Origin of the sequence: Nocardia arseniciresistens, assembly GCF_046764875.1 — a bacterium.
Lineage (GTDB): Bacteria > Actinomycetota > Actinomycetes > Mycobacteriales > Mycobacteriaceae > Nocardia > Nocardia arseniciresistens.
The window spans coordinates 1-5,367 of sequence record NZ_JBKORD010000039.1; the positions used below are offsets into that span (position 1 = coordinate 1).

Consider the following 5,367-nt stretch of genomic DNA (forward strand, 5'->3'; position numbering starts at 1 on the left):
GGACATTTAGTCAGCAAATCTTTTTGCTGGCGTTTTGTTTTGCTAGGTTTTCGGACTCTAGTTATTCTTCTGATTGCACCTTTCGGGGTGTGGTTGAGAGTCTTCAACGGAGAGTTTGATCCTGGCTCAGGACGAACGCTGGCGGCGTGCTTAACACATGCAAGTCGAGCGGTAAGGCCCTTCGGGGTACACGAGCGGCGAACGGGTGAGTAACACGTGGGTGACCTGCCTCGCACTTCGGGATAAGCCTGGGAAACTAGGTCTAATACCGGATATGACCACTGATCGCATGGTTGGTGGTGGAAAGATTTATCGGTGCGAGATGGGCCCGCGGCCTATCAGCTTGTTGGTGGGGTAACGGCCTACCAAGGCGACGACGGGTAGCCGACCTGAGAGGGTGACCGGCCACACTGGGACTGAGACACGGCCCAGACTCCTACGGGAGGCAGCAGTGGGGAATATTGCACAATGGGCGAAAGCCTGATGCAGCGACGCCGCGTGGAGGATGACGGCCTTCGGGTTGTAAACTCCTTTCGACAGGGACGAAGCGCAAGTGACGGTACCTGTAGAAGAAGCACCGGCCAACTACGTGCCAGCAGCCGCGGTAATACGTAGGGTGCGAGCGTTGTCCGGAATTACTGGGCGTAAAGAGCTTGTAGGCGGTTTGTCGCGTCTTCTGTGAAAACTTGGGGCTCAACCTTAAGCTTGCAGGGGATACGGGCAGACTAGAGTACTTCAGGGGAGACTGGAATTCCTGGTGTAGCGGTGAAATGCGCAGATATCAGGAGGAACACCGGTGGCGAAGGCGGGTCTCTGGGAAGTAACTGACGCTGAGAAGCGAAAGCATGGGTAGCAAACAGGATTAGATACCCTGGTAGTCCATGCCGTAAACGGTGGGTACTAGGTGTGGGTTTCCTTCCACGGGATCCGTGCCGTAGCTAACGCATTAAGTACCCCGCCTGGGGAGTACGGCCGCAAGGCTAAAACTCAAAGGAATTGACGGGGGCCCGCACAAGCGGCGGAGCATGTGGATTAATTCGATGCAACGCGAAGAACCTTACCTGGGTTTGACATACACCGGAAACCTGCAGAGATGTAGGCCCCCTTGTGGTCGGTGTACAGGTGGTGCATGGCTGTCGTCAGCTCGTGTCGTGAGATGTTGGGTTAAGTCCCGCAACGAGCGCAACCCTTATCTTATGTTGCCAGCGCGTAATGGCGGGGACTCGTGAGAGACTGCCGGGGTCAACTCGGAGGAAGGTGGGGACGACGTCAAGTCATCATGCCCCTTATGTCCAGGGCTTCACACATGCTACAATGGCCGGTACAGAGGGCTGCGATACCGTGAGGTGGAGCGAATCCCTTAAAGCCGGTCTCAGTTCGGATCGGGGTCTGCAACTCGACCCCGTGAAGTTGGAGTCGCTAGTAATCGCAGATCAGCAACGCTGCGGTGAATACGTTCCCGGGCCTTGTACACACCGCCCGTCACGTCATGAAAGTCGGTAACACCCGAAGCCGCTGGCCTAACCCGTAAGGGAGGGAGGCGTCGAAGGTGGGATTGGCGATTGGGACGAAGTCGTAACAAGGTAGCCGTACCGGAAGGTGCGGCTGGATCACCTCCTTTCTAAGGAGCACTTCTGCATCGCACCCTGAGTAGTCGGGGATGGTAAACGTTGATGCCAGAGACCGTTTAGTCCTCGTATGTGGGGCTGCGGACGCTCATGGGTGGAACACTGACTGATTTCATCGCATGTGGTCGGAGCTCTGTCTTCGGTCGCGGTGGATATATCGACACACTGTTGGGTCCTGAGAGAACACGCGAGTGTTTTTCTCTAGGCGAAGATAACGACGAAACCTGGTGGTCACGCAGACCGCATCTTTCCTTGTAAAGGGGTTGGGTGGGCATGGTGGTGGCATTGAGCTGGGTTTTGTGTGTTGTTTGAGAACTGCACAGTGGACGCGAGCATCTTTGTTAGTAAGTGTTTAAGAGCGTACGGTGGATGCCTTGGCACCAGGAGCCGATGAAGGACGTAGTAGGCTGCGATAAGCCTCGGGGAGCTGTCAAACGAGCTGAGATCCGAGGATTTCCGAATGGGGAAACCCAGCACGAGTGATGTCGTGTTACCCACATCTGAATATATAGGGTGTGTGGAGGGAACGTGGGGAAGTGAAACATCTCAGTACCCACAGGAAGAGAAAACAACAGTGATTCCGTGAGTAGTGGCGAGCGAAAGCGGAAGAGGCTAAACCATGTACATGTGATACCCGGCAGGGGTTGTGTATGTGGGGTAGTGGGGCTCATTTTCTTATCACTGCCGTGATGAGCGAGAGTAAGAAACCGTTGTGTTAGTCGAAGTGGTCTGGAACGGCCTGTCGTAGAGGGTGAGAATCCCGTAGACGAAAACTCAATGGCTCTTGTAGTGAGTACCCGAGTAGCAGCGGGCCCGTGAAATCTGCTGTGAATCTGCCGGGACCACCCGGTAAGCCTGAATACTCCCTGGTGACCGATAGCGGACTAGTACCGTGAGGGAAAGGTGAAAAGTACCCCGGGAGGGGAGTGAAATAGTACCTGAAACCGTGCGCTTACAATCCGTCAAAGCCTGTGCATCCTTTAGTGGGTGGTGGGTGATGGCGTGCCTTTTGAAGAATGAGCCTGCGAGTTAGTGGCATGTGGCGAGGTTAACCCGTGTGGGGTAGCCGTAGCGAAAGCGAGTCCGAATAGGGCGTTTTTAGTCGCATGTTCTAGACCCGAAGCGGAGTGATCTACCCATGGCCAGGGTGAAGCGACGGTAAGACGTCGTGGAGGCCCGAACCCACTTAGGTTGAAAACTGAGGGGATGAGCTGTGGGTAGGGGTGAAAGGCCAATCAAACTCCGTGATAGCTGGTTCTCCCCGAAATGCATTTAGGTGCAGCGTCGCGTGTTTCACACCGGAGGTAGAGCTACTGGATGGTCTAGGGGGCCTACAAGCTTACCGAAATCAGCCAAACTCCGAATGCCGGTGTGTGAGAGCGCGGCAGTGAGACTGCGGGGGATAAGCTTCGTAGTCGAGAGGGAAACAGCCCAGATCGCCGGCTAAGGCCCCTAAGCGTGTACTAAGTGGAAAAGGATGTGAAGTCGCGAAGACAACCAGGAGGTTGGCTTAGAAGCAGCCACCCTTGAAAGAGTGCGTAATAGCTCACTGGTCAAGTGATTTTGCGCCGACAATGTAGCGGGGCTCAAGTACACCGCCGAAGCCGCGGCATTCACGCAATACACCCATCATTCCCTGCGGGGGGTGGTGCAGTGGTGTGGATGGGTAGGGGAGCGTCGTGTAGCCATGGAAGCGGCGGAGTGATCCAGCCGTGGAGGCTACGCGAGTGAGAATGCAGGCATGAGTAGCGAAAGACGAGTGAGAAACTCGTCCGCCGAATGACCAAGGGTTCCTGGGCCAGGTTAATCCGCCCAGGGTGAGTCGGGACCTAAGGCGAGGCCGACAGGCGTAGTCGATGGACAACGGGTTGATATTCCCGTACCCGTGTATCCGCGCCCATGATGAATCAGTTGTGCTAAGTGTCCTGAACTTCCGAGAAGACCTTCGGGTCTCGAGTGGAGGGATGCACATGACCCTGGCTGGTAGTAGTCAAGCGATGGGGTGACGCAGGAAGGTAGCTGGGCCAGGTAATGGTTGTCCTGGTGTAAGCCTGTAGGGCGAGACATAGGCAAATCCGTGTCTCATATAGCCTGAGAGGTGATGCGTAGCCGATTGAGGCGAATTCAGTGATCCTATGCTGCCGAGAAAAGCCTCTAGTGAGTTGATACACGGCCCGTACCCCAAACCGACACAGGTGGTCAGGTAGAGAATACTAAGGCGATCGAGAGAACTGTGGTTAAGGAACTCGGCAAAATGCCCCCGTAACTTCGGGAGAAGGGGGACCTCGTTTGGTGATGGCCCTTGCGGTCTGAGCTGGGTGAGGTCGCAGAGACCAGTGAGAAGCGACTGTTTACTAAAAACACAGGTCCGTGCGAAGTCGTAAGACGATGTATACGGACTGACGCCTGCCCGGTGCCGGAAGGTTAAGAGGACCGGTTAGCCTGTAAGGGCGAAGCTGAGAATTTAAGCCCCGGTAAACGGCGGTGGTAACTATAACCATCCTAAGGTAGCGAAATTCCTTGTCGGGTAAGTTCCGACCTGCACGAATGGCGTAACGACTTCTCAGCTGTCTCAACCACAGACTCGGCGAAATTGCATTACGAGTAAAGATGCTCGTTACGCGCGGCAGGACGAAAAGACCCCGGGACCTTCACTATAGCTTGGTATTGGTGTTCGGTACGGTTTGTGTAGGATAGGTGGGAGACTGTGAAGCGGGCACGCTAGTGTTTGTGGAGTCATCGTTGAAATACCACTCTGATCGTATTGGACTTCTAACCTCGGACCATGATCTGGTTCAGGGACAGTGCCTGGTGGGTAGTTTAACTGGGGCGGTTGCCTCCTAAAATGTAACGGAGGCGCCCAAAGGTTCCCTCAGCCTGGTTGGCAATCAGGTGTTGAGTGCAAGTGCACAAGGGAGCTTGACTGTGAGAGCGACAGCTCGAGCAGGGACGAAAGTCGGGACTAGTGATCCGGCACCGGCAAGTGGAAGCGGTGTCGCTCAACGGATAAAAGGTACCCCGGGGATAACAGGCTGATCTTCCCCAAGAGTCCATATCGACGGGATGGTTTGGCACCTCGATGTCGGCTCGTCGCATCCTGGGGCTGGAGTAGGTCCCAAGGGTTGGGCTGTTCGCCCATTAAAGCGGCACGCGAGCTGGGTTTAGAACGTCGTGAGACAGTTCGGTCTCTATCCGCCGCGCGCGTCAGAAACTTGAGGAAGGCTGTCCCTAGTACGAGAGGACCGGGACGGACGAACCTCTGGTGTGCCAGTTGTTCCGCCAGGAGCACTGCTGGTTAGCTACGTTCGGAAGGGATAACCGCTGAAAGCATCTAAGCGGGAAGCCTGTTCCAAGATGAGGTTTCTCACCACCTTTGAGTGGTTAAGGCCCCCCACAGACTATGGGGTTGATAGGCCAGAACTGGAAGCTCGGTAACGGGTGTAGGTGACTGGTACTAATCGGCCGAGGACTTACCAACAAAGAAGCTACGCGTCCACTGTGCGGTATCTGAAGCAACACACAGATATAGCAGCAGATTGAAGATGGGTGTTCTCTCCTGTGTGGAGGGGGTGCTTGTTTGATGTCAGCGCTGCTGTGTGACAGTTTCATAGAGTTACGGCGGCTATAGCGGCAGGGAAACGCCCGGTCCCATTCCGAACCCGGAAGCTAAGCCTGTCTGCGCCGATGGTACTGCACTCGACAGGGTGTGGGAGAGTAGGACACCGCCGGAACATCATTC

3 rRNA genes are annotated in these 5,367 nt (G+C 55.3%); all 3 read left to right on the forward strand.

Going from position 1 to position 5,367, the window contains the following annotated elements:
• Positions 1–103 precede the first annotated feature (103 nt).
• Positions 104–1,621 (forward strand): 16S ribosomal RNA (locus tag ACLMAJ_RS37960).
• A gap of 349 nt (positions 1,622–1,970) precedes the next feature.
• Positions 1,971–5,106 (forward strand): 23S ribosomal RNA (locus ACLMAJ_RS37965).
• Between the two features lie 136 nt (positions 5,107–5,242).
• A 5S ribosomal RNA gene (gene rrf / locus ACLMAJ_RS37970) occupies positions 5,243–5,359 on the forward strand.
• Together the 16S, 23S and 5S rRNA genes form the textbook arrangement of a ribosomal RNA operon.
• The last annotated feature ends 8 nt before the right edge of the window (positions 5,360–5,367 follow it).